Here is a 16,444-nt window from a genome sequence, read left to right as displayed (position 1 = left end):
GCCGGGAGATCAGTGCAGGATCTGCGACAGGAACAGCTTGGTGCGTTCGTGCTGCGGATTATCGAAGAAGGCTTCCGGTGTGTTCTGCTCCACGATCTGGCCCTGGTCCATGAAGATCACACGGTTGGCCACCTGGCGGGCAAAGCCCATTTCGTGGGTGACACAGATCATGGTCATACCCTCTTCGGCAAGGTCGACCATGGTGTCGAGCACCTCCTTGATCATTTCCGGATCGAGCGCAGAGGTCGGCTCATCGAACAGCATAATGCGCGGGTTCATGCACAGGGCGCGGGCAATCGCCACACGCTGCTGCTGACCGCCCGAAAGCTGGCCGGGGTATTTGTTGGCCTGTTCCGGGATCTTCACGCGCTCCAGAAAGTGCATCGCGGTCGCCTCGGCTTCCTTCTTGGGCGTCTTGCGCACCCAGATCGGGGCCAGCGTGCAGTTTTCCAGAATGGTCAGATGCGGAAAGAGGTTGAAGTGCTGGAACACCATTCCGACTTCACGCCGCACCTCGTCGATCTTCTTCAGATCGTTGGTGAGTTCAATGCCGTCTACGACGATCTTGCCCTTCTGGTGTTCCTCAAGCCGGTTGATGCACCGGATCATGGTGGATTTTCCCGAGCCGGAAGGCCCGCACACCACAATGCGCTCGCCACGCATCACCCTGAGATTGATGTCCTTCAACACGTGAAAGTCACCATACCATTTGTGCATGCCGACGATGTCGATCGCGACGTCTGTGTCGGAGATCTGCATCTTGCTTCGGTCGGCGTGGAGCTCTTCGGCCCGGACGGCGTTTTCCTTTGCCATTTTAGTTTCCCCTTGGCTCTCGGCCTAGCGTTTGTGGCCGGTATCGAGCCGGCGTTCCATGAAAATTGAATAGCGCGACATGCCGAAGCAGAACAGCCAGAATACGAAACCGGCAAACACGAGACCGGTGATCGGTGTCTGGGGCGATGCCCAGTTCGCGTCCGCAAAGTTCTGTCGCACTGCCCCCAGAAGGTCGAACATGCCAATGATGTAGACAAGGCTCGTGTCCTTGAAGAGGCCGATGAAGGTGTTGACGATGCCGGGGATGACCAACTTGATCGCCTGCGGAAGAACAACAAGGTTCATCTTCTTCCAGAAGCTCAGACCCAGCGCATCCGCACCCTCATATTGCCCTTTCGGGATTGCCTGAAGCCCGCCGCGGATCACCTCCGCCATATAGGCCGAGGCAAAGAGCGCCACGCCGACCAGCGCCCGCAGAAGCTTGTCGAACGAGGTGCCGGGTGGCAGGAAAAGCGGCAGCATAACGCTCGCCATGAACAGGATGGTGATCAGCGGCACACCGCGAATCGTCTCGATGAAGACAACGCACACCAGCTTCACCACCGGCATTTGCGACCGGCGGCCAAGCGCCAGAAGTATGCCGAGCGGAAACGAAACCGCGATGCCCACATATGCAAGCACGAGCGTCACCAGCAGACCGCCCCAGAGCGGGGTCGGCACCGGTCGAAGCCCGAACACGCCTCCCGACAGAAGGACAAAGCCGACAATCGGAAATACGACGAACAGAAGGATGGCGTTGAGCCCTTTGCGCGGAACGCCGGGAATCAGGAGCGGTGTCAGAAGCGCCACGAACAGAAAGCCCGTCAGATATACGCGCCAGCGTTCATCGACGGGATAGCGCCCGAACATGAATTGCTGGAATTTCGCATCCACAAAGGCCCAGCATGCTCCGGACCAGCCTTCCGGCTGCGTGCCACCCTGCACCACGGTGGCACAGACGGAGCGGTCCGCCCCGGTCCATTGGGCATCAATGAACGCCCACTGGATTACCGGCGGCACGATCATCACGATCAGAGCAATGCCAAGAATTGTGAAAATCGTGTCCGTCACGTTAGCAAACAGGTTCTTGCGCAACCATGAAACAGGCCCATGGTCCGAGACGGGTGGCGCCTGATTGGCCACCATCTCGGCGCGGACGAAGGAAAGATCGTGTTCTTGCATCCTATCGCTCCACCAGCGCCATTCGCGCGTTGTACCAGTTCATCAAACCGGCCGTTCCGAGACTGAGACCGAGATAGACGACCAGCCAGATAGCGACCACTTCAATGGCCTGACCTGTCTGGTTGAGCGTTGTCCCGCCTGTGGCAACGAGATCGGGATAGCCGATTGCCACCGCCAGCGAAGAGTTCTTGGTCAGGTTCAAATACTGGCTGGTCAGCGGCGGGATAATGATCCGCAATGCCTGCGGTATGATCACCAGCCGCATCGACTGGCTCGAGCGCAGGCCCAGTGCCTGAGCGGCCTCACTCTGGCCATGGCTGACGCCAAGCACCCCGGCGCGGACGATCTCGGCGATGAAGGCAGCCGTATAGAACGACAGGGCCAGATATAGTGCCAGAAATTCCGGACGCACCTGAATGCCGCCACGCAGGTTGAAGGTCGACAGTTCCGGAAACTCGAAACTCAGCGGCAGGCCGGTGACGACAAATGCCAGAAGGGGCAAGCCGCCAATCAACGCCACGCTGGTCCAGAACACCGGGAACTGCTCGCCCGTCGCCATCTGTCTGCGATGCGCCCAGCGGCGCACGAAGAAGGTGAAGACGATGCCAAGCACAAGTCCGACGAGTACAAGCCAGGCCCCCTCACCCCACAGGAAGCGGGGAAAATAGAGCCCACGGCTGTTGAGGTAGGATCCGAACGGGAGGTCGATGCTCTCGCGCGGCAGCGGCAACACGGAGAGGACACCGAAATACCAGAAGAAGATCACCAGAAGCGGCGGAATGTTGCGAAAAACCTCGACATAGACGAGACAGATGCGATTGATCAGCCAGTTCTTCGACAGGCGGCCGATACCGATGATGAACCCGATGATCGTCGCAGTGATGATACCGACGATCGCCACGCGAAGCGTGTTCAGGAACCCGACGAAGAGTGCGCGCCCATAAGTGGAATCGGAAGAAAATTCGACAAGGCTGTCACCAATGTCGAAGCCGGCACGTCCTTGCAGGAAATCGAACCCGGATGCGATGTTGGCACGTTGTAGATTTGCCGTCGTGTTGCCGATGATCCAGTAGATCAGGGCAATCAGGCCGGCAAATACCAGGACTTGATAGGCAATTCCTCGAACGCGCGGATCATAGAAGAGCGGCACACGAGGCGCCGCGCCCTCCACAGTTGATTGCGGGGTGGCCATGGCTATCCTCACCAGGAATGGTGAAAGGCGGCGCGAACCGCCTCTCACGCATTAGTTTGACGGGATCCGATCAGCGGATCGGCATACCGTACTGAAGGCCACCCTTCGTCCAAAGGGCGTTGATCCCGCGCGAGATCTTCAGCGGGCTCTCTGCACCCACATTGCGCTCAAAGATTTCGCCATAATTGCCCACATGCTTGATCGCACGAACGGCGAAATCGTTGGTCAGACCAAGATCGGTACCAAGCTTGCTGCCTTCCTCGGTGCCAAGAAGACGACGCACCTCGGGGTTGTCCGAGTTCATCTTCTCTTCGAGGTTGGCCTGGCTGATGCCCAGCTCTTCTGCATTGACGAGCGCGTAATAGACCCATTTCACGATATCCAGCCACTGGTCATCGCCATGGCGCACTGCTGGCCCAAGGGGTTCCTTGGAGATGATTTCGGGCAGAACGATGTGATCATCCGGATTGGTGAGGTTTAAGCGGACGGCATAAAGACCGGACTGATCGGTCGTGTAGACGTCGCAGCGCCCTGCATCATAGGCCGCATTCACCTCTTCGAACTTCTCGAAAACAACTGGGCTGTACTCCATGTTGTTTGCCTTGAAGTAGTCGGCAAGGTTCAATTCCGTCGTCGTGCCGGCCTGTACGCAGACCGCGGCGCCTGAAAGCTGAAGTGCTGAGTTGATGCCCTCAAGCTTCTTTGCATTGATCATGAAGCCCTGGCCGTCATAGTAGGTGACGCCAGCAAAGTTGAGGCCAAGCGCGGTGTCGCGGCTGATCGTCCAGGTGGTGTTGCGCGAAAGCACGTCCACCTCGCCCGATTGAAGCGCCGTGAAACGGTCTTTCGCCGACAGTGGCGTGAACTCCACTGCTTCGGGATCGTCAAAGATTGCGGCAGCCACGGCGCGGCAGAAATCCACGTCGAGGCCTTTCCAGTTGCCCTGGTCGTCCGGTGCGCTGAAACCGATCAGACCGGTGTTGACGCCGCACTGGACGTGGCCTTTCGCCTTGACATCGTCCAGCGTGGCCGCGGAAGCCGGTGCTGCCATCATCGCGATCGCGGCCGAGCCGAGCAACGCTTTGACAATATTTTTCATGATTACGAACCCTTTTTTCTGTGTTCGGGCTTATCCCCTGACATTTTCAGTGCGGAAGCAGGCGAATGTCCCGTACACCCCAATCGGAGCGCCGGCCCAAAGAGGGCGGACACGCACTTCCTCTCCCACGCACTGGTCCCATCGAATGCCATAAATCTGTTTGGGTCAAGAGCCAAAGACCCTTGCTCCAGAGGCACGCGCGCAGCTCCTCCCCGGTTGACGGGTCGCCGACAATGGCGTTCCATCCGGCATCTCAAACGCCCGGTTTTGAGGGTTTTCCTTCCGCTCACAATCCAGGGCGCGTCCGCAGTCAATCAAGCGACAGGTTCCATGAACGAAATGAATAAGACTAAAGTCGGAGACAACACGCGACTTGCCCATATGGGCAACAACCCGCGCGACTTTCACGGTTTCGTCAACCCGCCGGTGGTTCACGCTTCAACCGTGCTGTTTCCCGATGCCGGGACCATGGCCTCACGCAACCAGAAATATACATACGGCACCCGCGGCACCCCCACCACCGACGCGCTGGCAGCCGCCATGAACGAGCTGGAAGGGGCTGCCGGCACCATTATCGTGCCTTCGGGGCTAGCCGCTGTCACCGTTCCGATGCTCGCTTTCCTGTCGTCCGGCGACCACATCCTGATCGTCGATTCGGTCTATCATCCGACACGCCATTTCGCAGATACCATGCTTACCCGGCTTGGCGTCGAAGTGACCTATTACGACCCGGCTGCCGACAAAGGCATCGCCACACTGATGCAACCCAATACCAAAGTGGTCCTTACGGAGGCTCCGGGCTCCGGAACGTTCGAAATGCAGGACATCCCGGCCATTGTCGACATCGCCCACCGGGGTGGCGCCATCGTGATGATGGACAACACCTGGGCGACACCACTCTTCTTCCGCCCGCTCGACCACGGGGTCGATATTTCCATTCAGGCGGCCACCAAATACCCTGGCGGCCATTCAGATGTTCTTCTGGGAACAGTTTCGGCCAATGAAGCGTGCTTCGAGCGCCTGCTCGACGCCAACGGGGCACTCGGCATCTGTGCTGCACCGGACGATGTCTACCAGGTGCTGCGTGGCTTGCGCACCATGGGCGTGCGACTCGAACGCCACCAGCAGAGCGCACTGGCGCTCGCGCGCTGGCTGGAGGGGCAGAAGGGCGTTGCCCGCGTTCTCCACCCTGCTCTCGAATCACATCCCGGCCACGCGATCTGGAAGCGCGACTTTACCGGTTCCAGCGGACTGTTCTCCATCGTCCTCGATGGAGGCGGCGAAAAGCAGGCTCACGCGTTTCTCGACACATTGAAATATTTCGGCCTCGGCTATTCATGGGGAGGTTACGAGAGCCTTGCAGTGCACGTGCAGCTCAACGACCGCACGATCGCCAAGCCGCCCGAAGAAGGCCCGGTGATCCGACTGCAAGTCGGCTTGGAAGATGTTGAGGATCTGAAGGCCGATCTTGCCGCAGCTCTTGACGCCACCGCAAAGGCCTGACGGCAGGGCTCATTGCTCCGCGGCGCGTGCTTCAACCGCCTCTTGTCTGATCGGGGTGTGCGCCGCACCCGGGCAATGAGCCAGGCCTCTATCTGCCTTCTCTCATGATCCTTTCAAGCGCTCGCCGGTCGCTGCGGGACCTGATCTGTTCGGCCGTAAAATGGCGCGGCATCAGCCGTTTTCCGATCGTGTCCTGCTCTACATCGAAACTGCGGCGCGCAGCCACCAGAAGGTCCTGGGCACGGTAGGTGGCCACCACGATGACAGTCAGTTCGCGCAACCTCTCAAGGGCCGGTTTCCGATCAACCGGCCAGGCGCCCTCAGCCGTGCGGTTCTGCTCGAGCACCTTGTCGATCAATTGCTGAAATGTGCCGATATCAAGCCATTCGCTGCTATCGAGCGGCCCCTGAAACCATTGCGGATTGCGGTCGCTGCCATTCAGGATGTCGAGATCGAGGTCGCTTAGTGAATACCGATTGCGTGCCACTGCTTTCTCGCCGTCGGCAAGATAGCCTACCTCCAGCAACACAGCTTCGATATAAATGGGCTCGGCGCTCATGTTCGCAATCAGGCAATGCGCCTGCAGGCGATGACCAGCGCCCCGATTGATCAGGATTTTGGGACGAAGCGTGCGCCGGTAGTTCATCAGCAGCATCTGAAAATAGAGCGTCCATACCACCAGTGTGGCGAGACTTGCCAGCGCACTGACGGCGCCATGGTTGTTTTGCAGCCAGCTCCAGATCGCTTTAACAATTGTGTCCTGCATTGGCGGCCAACGCCCGTCCGCTCTCTTCGTTCCGGAGAGCCGTGACGCCCGGCGATGGAACGGAAACCTCCCGTCCTCCGTTCAGACCACAGATGTTGAACAGACCCCGAAAGGAGCACTGGCATGAGCGACCGGCAGAAAAAAGATCGCGCATCGGACATCCAGAGCAGCGATCTCGCCGCCGACCGGATGGGCAATAATCAGTTGCAGGGCGACGACCAGGCGAAGGTCCGCAATCAGCGCCATGCCGTTCCGGACGTCAAACAGGAGGCAGACGATGTCATCGAGAGTTTCGAGAAGCTGGACAAGGAAGAGCGCGCGCGCAGGGATCTCGGCAAGGGTGCCCGCTCCGGCAGCACCTAGCTCCTCTCTTCCAGGCGCCCTCCCCGCGTGATCATGAAGGCCCGAGAACTTCGAGAGGTGCCCCAGAACGAAGTGTCGGAAAACGCAAAGCCGGACATCTTATCGTTCATGCGGGCAATCGTTTCGGCCGTTAAAGCGGCGCGCTGAATGCGCTCCAGGGACCATGTTTCCCCGGAAAAACCACCTGCGGGGTCAGCGCCTCGCAGGTGGTTTTTATTTCGGTGACAAGCTAAATCTGAAACAAACGGCCTGCCCCATCGGCACGCCGGTCAAGCCCCAGAAGCCCCATTGCGCCCCATGCCCCTGCCAGAGCGCTCGAAACAACCGGCAGACCGCATTGCTGCTCGATGGTTTCCGTCACCGGAAGCGTCTGCAAACCGCCGCATGAAATGAAGAGCGCCTCCACATCCTTCGCGGCGCGGCAGGTTCCCACGCCCAGATCGATCAGTGTTTCGCTGGTCACAGTCGCAATCGCATCCACATCCTCGATGTCGAGCGAGCGCAGGACCTTCACCTCGAAACCGGCGTTCTCCAGATACGTCTTCAGGCGGTCATTGACGACACTGCGATAGGCCGTGGCCACCGCCAGCCGGCGCACACCAAGCGCTGCCAGAGCTTCCAGGACGCTGTCGCTCATCGTGGTAGCGGGCAGCCGCGAGGCTTTTTCCATTGTCGCAATGAGTTCTGCGTTGAACGCAGCGCCACGATAGAAACTCAGCGATGTCCCCATCAAAGAAATCGCCTGCGCGCCCCGCTTTGCGAGACGCATGGAAAGCTCCTCCACCCGTTCGATCACCGCGTCATAACCTTCCGGCGAAAGCGCCTTCAGGGCCAGTCCCTCCGCGATGAATTCAGCCCGCGCCGCATAAAGCGCCCGAGGTTCCGGCGGGACAGCGCCCGCCGCCGGTGGAACGATCATGCCGATTACCGGTTTGTCGCCCATACCCTCACCCCTTGCCATGACCAGCAGCGGAAGGACGCGCGGAAAACGCGCTGACCGCATCCATGTTCAGATCGAATCCGAGGCCGGGGCGTTCTGAAAGGCTCATCTTCCCGCGTTCCGGCTTTTGCAGGCCGGTGAAGATCTTCTCGCACACATTGACTGCTGGCACGTGATACTCGACCAGTCCGCCATTCGACACGCCGGCATGCAGATGCGCATTGTGGAAAGGCCAGCCACCGCCATTGGCAATCGGCGTTGCAAAGGCGTCTGCCATCGCCGCGATCTTCTGCGCTTGGGTAAAACCGCCTCCAATCACAACGTTGGGCTGCAAAACGTCGACGCATTTCTCCACCAGCAGGTCGCGAAAGCGATAGGCAAGCCCCTCGTTCTGTCCGCCCGCGAGCGGCACGGGACAGCGCTGGCGCAGATCCGCCAGCCAGCCGGTATCGTTTTTCAGAAGCGGCTCCTCGAAGAAATCGACCCTGTAGGGCGCCACCGCCTGCGCCAGTTTGAACGCGCTGTGAGGATCGAGATTGCAGTTTGCATCGATGAAGAGCTGCACGTCCGGCCCAACCGCCTCGCGCACCGCAGCCACCCGACGCGCATCCTCCGCAATCATTTCAGCAACGTTGATCACATCGCGACGGCGGGTGGCCTCTGGCGCCACGGTCATCTTGAGGCGGTTGAACCCGGCATCCACCCAGCCACGCGCTGACTGCACAAGCTGATCGATGGTCAGAAAATTGAAGCCGCAGGTGACGTAAACCGGCACTTCCCGGCGCGCGCCACCCAGAAGCCGCCACACCGGCTGGCCGAGGATCTTTCCTTTCAGGTCCCACAGCGCAGTGTCGACTGCGGAGATTGCATGCAAGGCATAACCCGTCTGCCCGCGCGGGCTCATTAGCCAGAAGAGCTTTTCCCAGATCGCTTCTGTGGCCAGTGGGTCCATGCCCTCCAGCGCGGGTGCTGCCACCTCGCGGATGGCTTCGGCAACGGTGCGTTCTTCGGTGATGGCCGTAAAGCCATGTCCCACATGACCATCGGCGGTCTCCACCGTGCAAACCACGGCGGATAGATCGAGACTGCGGGTGACGCCCGCCGCCGTGATCTCGGCTGGAATGTTGAGAGCGTAGCTCTGAATGCGCGTGATGGCGCGCGCTTGTGCCGAAGGCGACTGCAACATAGTTATCTCATCATCTGCGAAGGTAGGAAAAGAACAATCTCGGGAAACAGGGTAATCAGCAGCGTTCCAATGCCCAGGATCGCCAGGAACGGCAGCGAACCCATCATGATCTCCCGCATGTCAACCTTTCTGGCTATGGCCTTGACCACGAAAAGGTTGATGCCCAGAGGCGGCGTGATGCAGCCCATCTCCATGTTCAGGGTCACAAAGACGCCGAACCAGACCGGGTCGAAACCGGCGCTGAGCACAAAGGGGAGGAACATGGGTGCCACGATGACGACGATGGCAAAAGGCGGCAGGAAGCAGCCCAGAACCAGCATCACCAACCAAAGGGCGAACAGCGTCAGCCAGCGATTGTCGAATGCATCGACCAGCAGGCTGGTGATGGCGGACACGACATTGTGGAAGGCGAGAAACTGCGAAAAGGTGTAGGCGAAGGCGGCGATGATGAGAATCATCGACGTGTCCTGTACCGTCTTGAGCAAAAGCTCGCGCCACACGGACCAGCTTGTGATGCGGTAGATCACCAGCACCAGAAGGATGGAGGCCGTCGCACCGACAGCGGCGATTTCGGAAGGCGTTGCCCAGCCGCCATAGAGCGCCAGCATGATGCCGGCCATCAGAGCAAAGAAGGGTAAAACCCGTCCAAAACTGCCGCTCTGGCCGCTGGCGGCGCGCGCGGCGCCCAGTTCTTCAAATTCCGCGCGCTGTTCGGGCGTCAGTTTCGCCAGGTGTCGCCACATGACGAACCAGGTGTAGAGCGAAAACAGCACCACCAGCATCAGCCCCGGCAGAATGCCGGCAAGAAAGAGCTGGCCAATGGAGGTTTTCGTCACCACGCCATAGAGCAGAAGCACTATGGAGGGCGGTATGAGAATACCCAGCGTTCCACCACCGACAACGATGCCACAGGCAAGCCCTGGCGGATATCGACGCGCGAGCATTTCCGGCACGCCTGAAGAGCCCATCGCCGCCACCGTGGCCGGCGAGGACCCGGAGATGGCCGAGAACATTGCGCAGCCGGCAATGGTCGACATGCCGAGCCCGCCGGGCACGGGCAGGAGTCTGCTCAGCGCGGAATAGATGTCTGAGCCGGCTGGACTGACCGCCACCACCGCGCCCATGAAGATGAACATCGGCAGCGCGACCAGCTCGATGGAATCGAGCGACTGGAAAGCCGTTTCCGCGATGTAAAGCAGTTCACCCGGCTCACCGACCAGAACGGATGAGGCCACCATCGCGCCAAGCAGCGCATAGCCGATGGGAAGCCCCGCCAGGATGAAAAGGAGAAGAATGCCAACCGAAACGAAGGCAAGCGTGACCGGATCCATCAGTGATGCCCTCCCTGCGGCTGTTCGAGCCGGCCACCGCACAGCCGGATCGTCAGATCAACCGCGAGCGACGCGACCAGAAGTGTTCCACCAAGCGGGATCGCCAGATGCGGCACCCAAAGCGGTGGACCCCACAGGGTCTCCGAACGCCAGCCGGTCTCCCAGGAATGAAGAAACATGTTCCAGCCGGAATAGGTCACGAGCACGAAGAGGCACAGCGCGAGGAATTCAAGGCTGGCGGTGTGTACCTGCCCGGCGCGCCCCTTCAGATATCCGGCGAGAATCTGGACGCTGATCTGGCCGCCGCTGCGGTCCGTAAAGGCGGCCGAGAGGAAGGCGGCAAAGATCAGAAGGTAGACGCTGAATTCCAGTTCCCATATCGTATTGACACCGAGAAGGCCCCGCGCGAACACGGCCCAGGTGATGACGGCGGATGCCACCACGACGCCGACCGCCGACACCATGGCTGCGGCGGCCGACACACGCTGCAGCACCGCTCGCACTCTGAAAAGCACCTTCAGAAGTGGTGACTGCTCTGCGGGCGCCCCTTCGGGCGCTCCGCCATGATCTGACTTTGCTTCGTTGAGCGCATTCATTGGCGCGGCTGGTCCACCGCTTTCAGAACGGCATCACCATTGGGGACACTTTCCCGGAAATAGGCCCAGGCGTGCTCGCGCGCCGCATCATGCCACTGTGCAACCTGCTCTTCGGTGAGCTCATGCACGCTGACGCCGGCCTCCCGGAAGGCATCGGATATCCGCTTGTTGTCCTTGACTGTCTGTTCTGCGAACCAGGCTTCAGATTCGGCAATGGCTTCCAGAAGAGCCGCGTAATGCGCCTCGCCGATCTTTTCCTCCACACCGGGCGACAGGAGAACCGAATGCATGGCGCCCACGAAGCCTGGACCGACCATCAGGTGATCGACCACCTCCTGCAGATTGTATCCCTCGAAGGACGCATAGATCGTCAGCACGCCGCTCAGAACGCCGGTCTGCAGCGACTGGTAGATTTCCGACGCGGGCAGCGATGTGATCGTCGCGCCATAGCCGTTCATCATGATCTCGGTGGCCTTGCCAAGCCCTCTCATCTTGTGACCCTTCAGGTCCTCCGGCAGCACGATTGCCTCGCCCTTGTTCCCGATCGTGCCCATCGCCCAGCCGCCACCGGCAAAAACCAGGCCTGCTTCCGACACCGCCTCCTCGAGCATCGGCCAGATCGCCCGCTCACGCCACACCAATCCGTCCTGCGGGGATGCGACGAGCCCCGGAAGCGCGCCGATCTCCGCCATCGGCACCTTTCCCGAGAGCCAGGGCAGCGGGTAGATCGCCATGTCGATCCGATCTCGCGCCACAAAGTCGGCCTGCGCCCGCGCCTTGCCGAGTTGCTGGTTGGGATAGACCTCCACCTTCACCTCTCCGCCGGTCTTTTGGGCTACGATCTCCGAGATCCGGTCAGCCCACAGATCGCGTGTGTCGCCGTCGGTGTAGGAATGGCTGAGCCGCAGAACGGTTTCGGCCGACGCCGCTTCCACGGCGATTACCGAAGCAGCGCAGGCAAGCGCCGCTGCCATGAATCTGTTCATCAATTTCCTCCCGCCGGTTGCCCGGCTCTCGTTCCCATTTGAACACCAAATATTAAATCTGGTATACCAAACCGTAGTTTGTGGCGAACCGGCTTGTCAATAGCCGGAAGAACGGTCAAGAAATTCGAAACTGGGTATGGATGCGGGTGCAAGGTGACAGCAAGGCGCAAGACTGTTTCCGACGACAAGCCGCTGGCCGAAGGGCTGGCGCGGCAACTTGAACAGGAAATCATCGACGGTGTGATCAGGCCGGGCGACGAGCTGGACGAGCGCCGGCTTGCGGAGCGTTTCGGCGTATCGCGCACGCCGATCCGCGAAGCGCTGCGCAGGCTCGGCGTGGAGCGCCTGATCGAGCTTCGACCGCGCCGCAGCGCCATCGTGCGCTCCCTTACCGCGCAAAATCTGGCGCAGATGTTCGAGGTTCTTTCGGGGCTTGAGTCCTTTGCTGTCGAATGCGCGGCGCGGCGCATGAACCAGCAACAGATCGAGCAGCTACGCTCCATACATGAAGAAACAGCAGCTATCGTCGATGCCGGCGACCGCAACGGCTTTGACCGGTTGAACTTCCAGTTCCACCAGGCAATCTATCGCGGTGCGGGCAATCCTTATCTGATGGAGCAGTTGGAGGGGCTTCGTACCAAGCTCGCCCCCTATCGTCGCTGGCTTCTGCGTCGTCTCGACCGCATGAGACAGTCGCATAACGAACATGCGATGATCCTGGAAGCCATTGAGGCTGGCGAGGGCGCGCGCGCGGCCACAGAAATGCGCCGCCACATCTGCGATCCCGACCGGCTGGTTGACTTCATGATGATGGAACAGACCGAGCGCTAGCGCTTTGGGACAGCGGCAAAAGCAAAAGTTCCTGCTCGATGTCCAGGCGGACAGCTATCGGTCGCCCCGGCTTTTCAATCGGAATGTCGGGACATGCATTTCATCGTTGATGCAGGCGGATGCTTCGGCTATGAAAGCGGCGCGCTGATGCTTCGTATCCAGCGCAGATCGGCCAGCACCCGTAGCTCAGCTGGATAGAGCGCTGCCCTCCGAAGGCTGAAGTCAAGGGAGCAGTCACAAACGAGGAAACGAAAAAGGACAACAGGAACAAGGATTTGCGAGGCCCTCGTTCTGATCTTTCAATTCGCGAAAAGTTCACGTAAGCACTGCGTAAGCAGTTGCGACACGGTAAGCACCCATAGCTCAGCTGGATAGAGCGCTACCCTCCGAAGGTAGAGGTCTCAGGTTCGAATCCTGATGGGTGCGCCATTCTCTATCTGAATACAATGATTTGTACTGCTTCCGGTTGGCCCATCGGCCCGCGACGTGCCTGAAAAAACCTGGCTCGGGACGTGGCGCAATTTGGCACCCTATCTCGGGCATTTCTCACTTGGTCACCTTGTTCCTCTCAGGAGGCGGAACCTCGATCAACCGCCGACAGACAGGATTGAGACGCCACTGAACTTGCAGGCAGTTTCAGGGGCGTACAAACATCATTACGTGCGATCAGACCCTCCTGATGATACTCCAAATGCAAGCAATGCTACGTCAGGATCGATTTTCACACTGTCGCAAAATAAAACAACGCTAGATATGATCTCCGCGATCGACATGTGGCTCCGCCAGCATGGCGCGATAGCTGCGCATGAATTGATTTTTGAACTATCACGTTCTCAGGTCAGCGATTATTACGGCGAGATAGTCCCAGGGATCTTCATACCACTTTCCCCGGATTGAGGATGTACTTCGGATCAAACACCCGTTTCAACTGGCGCATCTGATCCATCATCTGGCCGGACTTTGCTTTCGACAGATATCGCCTTTTCAGAAGGCCGATTCCGTGTTCGGCAGAGATCGTTCCGCCAGCCTGTACAACAATTTCATAGACGGCTCCGCTGAATCTCTCACACGGCGGTGTACGTCCTCGCGTGTCCCACGCGTTGATATGAAGATTGCCGTCCGCCAAGTGCCCGTAGAACACAGCGGCAAGTTCGCAAAATGAGGTCTCCATTTCTCTTCGGATGGTACGCACTAGCTCGGGTATTATTGCCGGTGCGACCCCGATATCGAATGCACAATGTGGCCCGAATAGACCAGTGAGTTCGCCAGACATATCACGAATGGACCAAAACCTTTGTAGATCCCTCTGGCTCGCAGACACGACGCCATCCGTAAGAACAGCATCTTCGTAACATTTCTCCAGAAAATCCCGCAGGCGCACAGGATCTACTTCGGCATCCATTCCTTGAATCTCAATCAGAACATAGAATGCTTGCCCATCCTGAAGCGGAATTTGATTGTCAGCACGCAGTTTAGCGGCACAGTTCCAGAAATCGGGCCACATCACCTCGAATGCGCTCAACAGCGGTCCGAGATCGCGCCGCGCTGCCTCCAGCAATCGGAAAAGTGAAGCTTCGTCGGGAAGCGCGCAAAGCGCAGCCATGTGGCAAGCGGGTGCGGCATGCAGCTTAAGGACAGCCCTGGTTACAATTCCAAGCGTCCCCTCCGAGCCGATGAACAGCTGCTTCAGATCATAGCCGGCGTTGTTTTTGATCATGCGGTTCATGTCTTCAATCACCGTACCATTGGGTAGCACGGCTTCCACACCGAGAACCAGTTCGCGCATCATGCCGTAGCGCAGAACCCTGTTGCCCCCTGCATTGGTCGAGATCGCCCCACCGACCGTACAGCTCCCGCGGGCTCCAAGATCAAGTCCGAACATGCATCCAGCGTTTCCTGCAGCCTCCTGCAGCGCTTCAAGTGGAACGCCTGCCTGTACGATTGCTGTTGAAGAAACCGGATCAATTTCCTCGACCTCGCGCATCAGTTCGAGTGACAGTGCAATCGAATGCGGATCCGGATTAGCCCCGCCCACGAGGCCCGTCATCCCGCCTTGCGGAACAACACTCAGCCCCATGTCATTACACAACTTCAAAGTGAGAGACACGTCTTTGGTCGTGCGGGGTCGCACTAGCGCAAGTGGTTCCACCTTGGGAACGAGCGACGCATCCCCCCAATTGCGCTCAGGAACGTCTTTTCCGCAAAGCACCATCCCTGGCGGCAATTGATCCGCCAGTTTGTTAACCCGCATGTCACGCGAATAACCCAACCCCATAGCTCCGCTCCCTTGAACCGGCGCGCACTGGATTGGTGCGCGCCGGCAAACATTGTTATTTGTGCAGATTGCGTGCGCCTACAAAGCCTATTCCAGCTTTGGTCAGCGCATCAGCCGTCAAATTGATGGAATGATGCTTGTCGAGATAATTCTGTTCCAGAACGGCCATGTGACCGGTTCGCTCAAGCTCCTCCAAAGTGCAGAAGTATTCGAGGCAATCGGAGGGGTGGGCCCGCTCCGCTTCGATCGCCGGTTCGCCACCTTCGTGCTTCGCGGCGATGTTCGAGACCGTTGCCGCCACTTCCACCAGTTGATCGCGACGCAGATAAGGCTGCTGAACAATATGCTTGTAGGTTTCGGTTACGTGATGCTCGATACGCACCTTTTCGCGCATGCCAAACAGGTCCCGCAAAGTCGCGATCTGCCTGATGGTATCCGATGACACCGAATTGCTCAGGTTAAGGCCAATCAGCGGCACGCGGCCGTCCTCGCGCTCCATGAGCTTGGCCATGACAAAGGTGAAGTATGCCCCGAAGGCGCTGTCATGTCCGGAATAGAAGACGGAGATCTTGAACTCGTTGTCGACACCGATCTTGTTCAACCAATAGCCGATCATGAGCTGGCCCTGGCTGACATTCAGAACCTGTCGGATACCGTAGGTGGTGTAGTAGTGCAGATACTCGTCCAGCCACTTCAACGGATAGTCATTGGGCATGCCCAGACCACCGAAATATCCGGCAATTGTATCGGGCCCTCCCAGATGCACGTTCGATCCATCCGTGCCCTTGGTATCGAGCGTCTCCACATAGGAAGCACCGATGATCTGCATCGCTCCGGCGATCGCCAAAAGATCACCACGGTCCTGCTCGGATTCCTTCATGTTACGAACGCGGATATAGCGTCCCGGCATGATGGAACGGTCGCGGATTGAATGCTGTGCCTCACTGATCAGCCAAGGAAAAAACTGAACCGCGCTGATTTCGAGTGTTACAGCGTTGTCCTGGTTGATGTTGCTTGCCGCTTCGGCAGATCCCAGAACACGGGTGTAGTACTCGTCCATTGAAACGAACGCACCCTTGTCGCGCTGCTCCTCAAGCCATTCCAAATCCGCGAGGTAAGGCGATTTCATCGCCTTCAGCCGCTCTTTGATCGCCTTGATATCGCGGGCCTTGTTCGCCTTCTCATTGATCTCTTCTGGCGTACCGTATTTGGCAACAACGTCGAAGAAAGCTTTCACCAGCGGATTCTTCGGATCCTTCAAAACCGCATCGATGGCTTCGATACTTTCGGGCCGGCACAACAATTGCTCTACAGATGGCATGTTTTTCTCCTTTGCCTTTTACACCCCAACGGGGACAGACAACACGCAGCAAGCAACGTG

The 16,444-nt window shown here is 58.8% G+C and carries 15 protein-coding genes and 1 tRNA gene; 4 read left to right on the top strand and 12 right to left on the bottom strand.

Going from position 1 to position 16,444, the window contains the following annotated elements:
• Nucleotides 1-9: 9 nt before the first annotated feature.
• The 4 genes from HF949_RS10355 to HF949_RS10340 all read right to left on the bottom strand — a co-directional run bounded on the left by HF949_RS10355 (nucleotide 10) and on the right by HF949_RS10340 (nucleotide 4,286).
• Nucleotides 10-813: an amino acid ABC transporter ATP-binding protein gene (locus HF949_RS10355; RefSeq protein WP_292894769.1), complete on the bottom strand. Its 804-nt coding sequence runs from the start codon at nucleotides 811-813 to the stop codon at nucleotides 10-12.
• Between the two features lie 24 nt (nucleotides 814-837).
• Entirely contained in the window at nucleotides 838-1,995 is a 1,158-nt protein-coding gene (locus HF949_RS10350; RefSeq protein ID WP_292894766.1) for an amino acid ABC transporter permease, read from the bottom strand.
• 1 nt (nucleotide 1,996) lies between these two features.
• The gene (locus HF949_RS10345; protein ID WP_292894763.1) at nucleotides 1,997-3,187 is read right to left on the bottom strand and encodes an amino acid ABC transporter permease; all 1,191 of its coding nucleotides are present in this window, start codon (nucleotides 3,185-3,187) and stop codon (nucleotides 1,997-1,999) included.
• Between the two features lie 70 nt (nucleotides 3,188-3,257).
• On the bottom strand, nucleotides 3,258-4,286 hold the full coding sequence (locus HF949_RS10340) for an amino acid ABC transporter substrate-binding protein (protein WP_292894761.1): 1,029 nt from the start codon (nucleotides 4,284-4,286) through the stop codon (nucleotides 3,258-3,260).
• A 330-nt stretch (nucleotides 4,287-4,616) separates the two neighbouring features.
• Here HF949_RS10340 and HF949_RS10335 point away from each other — a divergent pair, with 330 nt between their 5' ends.
• Complete coding sequence (locus HF949_RS10335; protein WP_292894758.1) at nucleotides 4,617-5,789, top strand: cystathionine beta-lyase; 1,173 nt, start codon at nucleotides 4,617-4,619, stop codon at nucleotides 5,787-5,789.
• An 88-nt stretch (nucleotides 5,790-5,877) separates the two neighbouring features.
• Here the strand turns inward: HF949_RS10335 and HF949_RS10330 are convergent, their stop codons facing one another.
• Nucleotides 5,878-6,555, bottom strand: a complete 678-nt coding sequence (locus tag HF949_RS10330; protein WP_292894755.1) for a hypothetical protein — start codon at nucleotides 6,553-6,555, stop codon at nucleotides 5,878-5,880.
• A 123-nt stretch (nucleotides 6,556-6,678) separates the two neighbouring features.
• Here HF949_RS10330 and HF949_RS10325 point away from each other — a divergent pair, with 123 nt between their 5' ends.
• The gene (locus HF949_RS10325; protein WP_292894753.1) at nucleotides 6,679-6,918 is read left to right on the top strand and encodes a hypothetical protein; all 240 of its coding nucleotides are present in this window, start codon (nucleotides 6,679-6,681) and stop codon (nucleotides 6,916-6,918) included.
• A 229-nt stretch (nucleotides 6,919-7,147) separates the two neighbouring features.
• Here the strand turns inward: HF949_RS10325 and HF949_RS10320 are convergent, their stop codons facing one another.
• The 5 genes from HF949_RS10320 to dctP are packed head-to-tail and all read right to left on the bottom strand — an operon-like array spanning nucleotide 7,148 to nucleotide 11,957.
• The gene (locus HF949_RS10320; RefSeq protein WP_292894750.1) at nucleotides 7,148-7,861 is read right to left on the bottom strand and encodes an aspartate/glutamate racemase family protein; all 714 of its coding nucleotides are present in this window, start codon (nucleotides 7,859-7,861) and stop codon (nucleotides 7,148-7,150) included.
• 4 nt (nucleotides 7,862-7,865) lie between these two features.
• Complete coding sequence (locus HF949_RS10315) at nucleotides 7,866-9,044, bottom strand: mandelate racemase/muconate lactonizing enzyme family protein (protein ID WP_292894747.1); 1,179 nt, start codon at nucleotides 9,042-9,044, stop codon at nucleotides 7,866-7,868.
• 2 nt (nucleotides 9,045-9,046) lie between these two features.
• Complete coding sequence (locus HF949_RS10310; protein WP_292894744.1) at nucleotides 9,047-10,375, bottom strand: TRAP transporter large permease; 1,329 nt, start codon at nucleotides 10,373-10,375, stop codon at nucleotides 9,047-9,049.
• A complete protein-coding gene (locus HF949_RS10305) occupies nucleotides 10,375-10,971 on the bottom strand; it encodes a TRAP transporter small permease (protein WP_292894741.1) in 597 nt (198 codons plus the stop codon). Before HF949_RS10305 ends, HF949_RS10310 begins: the two co-directional genes overlap by 1 nt.
• Nucleotides 10,968-11,957: a TRAP transporter substrate-binding protein DctP gene (dctP, locus tag HF949_RS10300; RefSeq protein ID WP_292894738.1), complete on the bottom strand. Its 990-nt coding sequence runs from the start codon at nucleotides 11,955-11,957 to the stop codon at nucleotides 10,968-10,970. The genes HF949_RS10305 and dctP overlap by 4 nt, the downstream gene beginning before the upstream one ends.
• Nucleotides 11,958-12,110: 153 nt before the next feature.
• Here dctP and HF949_RS10295 point away from each other — a divergent pair, with 153 nt between their 5' ends.
• Nucleotides 12,111-12,788: a GntR family transcriptional regulator gene (locus tag HF949_RS10295; RefSeq protein ID WP_292894735.1), complete on the top strand. Its 678-nt coding sequence runs from the start codon at nucleotides 12,111-12,113 to the stop codon at nucleotides 12,786-12,788.
• A 352-nt stretch (nucleotides 12,789-13,140) separates the two neighbouring features.
• Nucleotides 13,141-13,217: transfer RNA gene (locus tag HF949_RS10290), tRNA-Arg, on the top strand.
• Nucleotides 13,218-13,662: 445 nt separating this feature from the next.
• Here the strand turns inward: HF949_RS10290 and HF949_RS10285 are convergent.
• Both HF949_RS10285 and HF949_RS10280 read right to left on the bottom strand, forming a co-directional pair.
• Nucleotides 13,663-15,063 carry an FAD-binding oxidoreductase gene (locus HF949_RS10285; RefSeq protein WP_292894732.1) on the bottom strand — a complete coding sequence of 467 codons (1,401 nt, stop codon included), beginning with the start codon at nucleotides 15,061-15,063 and terminating at the stop codon, nucleotides 13,663-13,665.
• Nucleotides 15,064-15,118: 55 nt separating this feature from the next.
• A complete protein-coding gene (locus HF949_RS10280; RefSeq protein ID WP_292894729.1) occupies nucleotides 15,119-16,384 on the bottom strand; it encodes a hypothetical protein in 1,266 nt (421 codons plus the stop codon).
• Nucleotides 16,385-16,444: the final 60 nt, after the last annotated feature.

This window comes from Nitratireductor sp. (assembly GCF_017794765.1).
Lineage (GTDB): Bacteria > Pseudomonadota > Alphaproteobacteria > Rhizobiales > Rhizobiaceae > Nitratireductor.
Note: the sequence above shows the minus strand (reverse complement) of the source record. Positions and strands in the feature narration are given on the sequence as shown.